Origin of the sequence: Psychrobacter sp. CAL346-MNA-CIBAN-0220 (genome assembly GCF_040309805.1) — a bacterium.
Taxonomy (GTDB): domain Bacteria; phylum Pseudomonadota; class Gammaproteobacteria; order Pseudomonadales; family Moraxellaceae; genus Psychrobacter.
Map to the genome: position 1 here is coordinate 1 of NZ_JBEOPF010000405.1, position 262 is coordinate 262.

The window sequence follows — 262 nt, forward strand, 5'->3', positions numbered from 1 at the left end:
GTTCAGCTGAAACTATTTTTGTTTTATATTTTTCGGGTAAATGCGCTAACAAATTTTCTTTATCTGTTGCGACTAGTCCATCGGCGTGAGCCCAATGTTCCGATTGATTAACACCTATGGTATTGGGTTGATAGCTTTCAATTAACTCATTAAGAGCCAACCATTGATTGGGTTGTTTTGATTTATCCCACGCTTTTTCGAAAACATTACCAACGTTATAAGGCGCGATTGCATAAGCATCAACACTGCCGTCACCTTTACG

The 262-nt window shown here is 38.9% G+C and carries 1 protein-coding gene; it reads right to left on the reverse strand.

Annotation, left to right across the window (positions count from 1 at the left end; all coding sequences use genetic code 11):
• The coding region (locus AAEY88_RS14150; protein WP_350563404.1) for a hypothetical protein at positions 1 to 262 on the reverse strand (262 nt) is incomplete at both ends.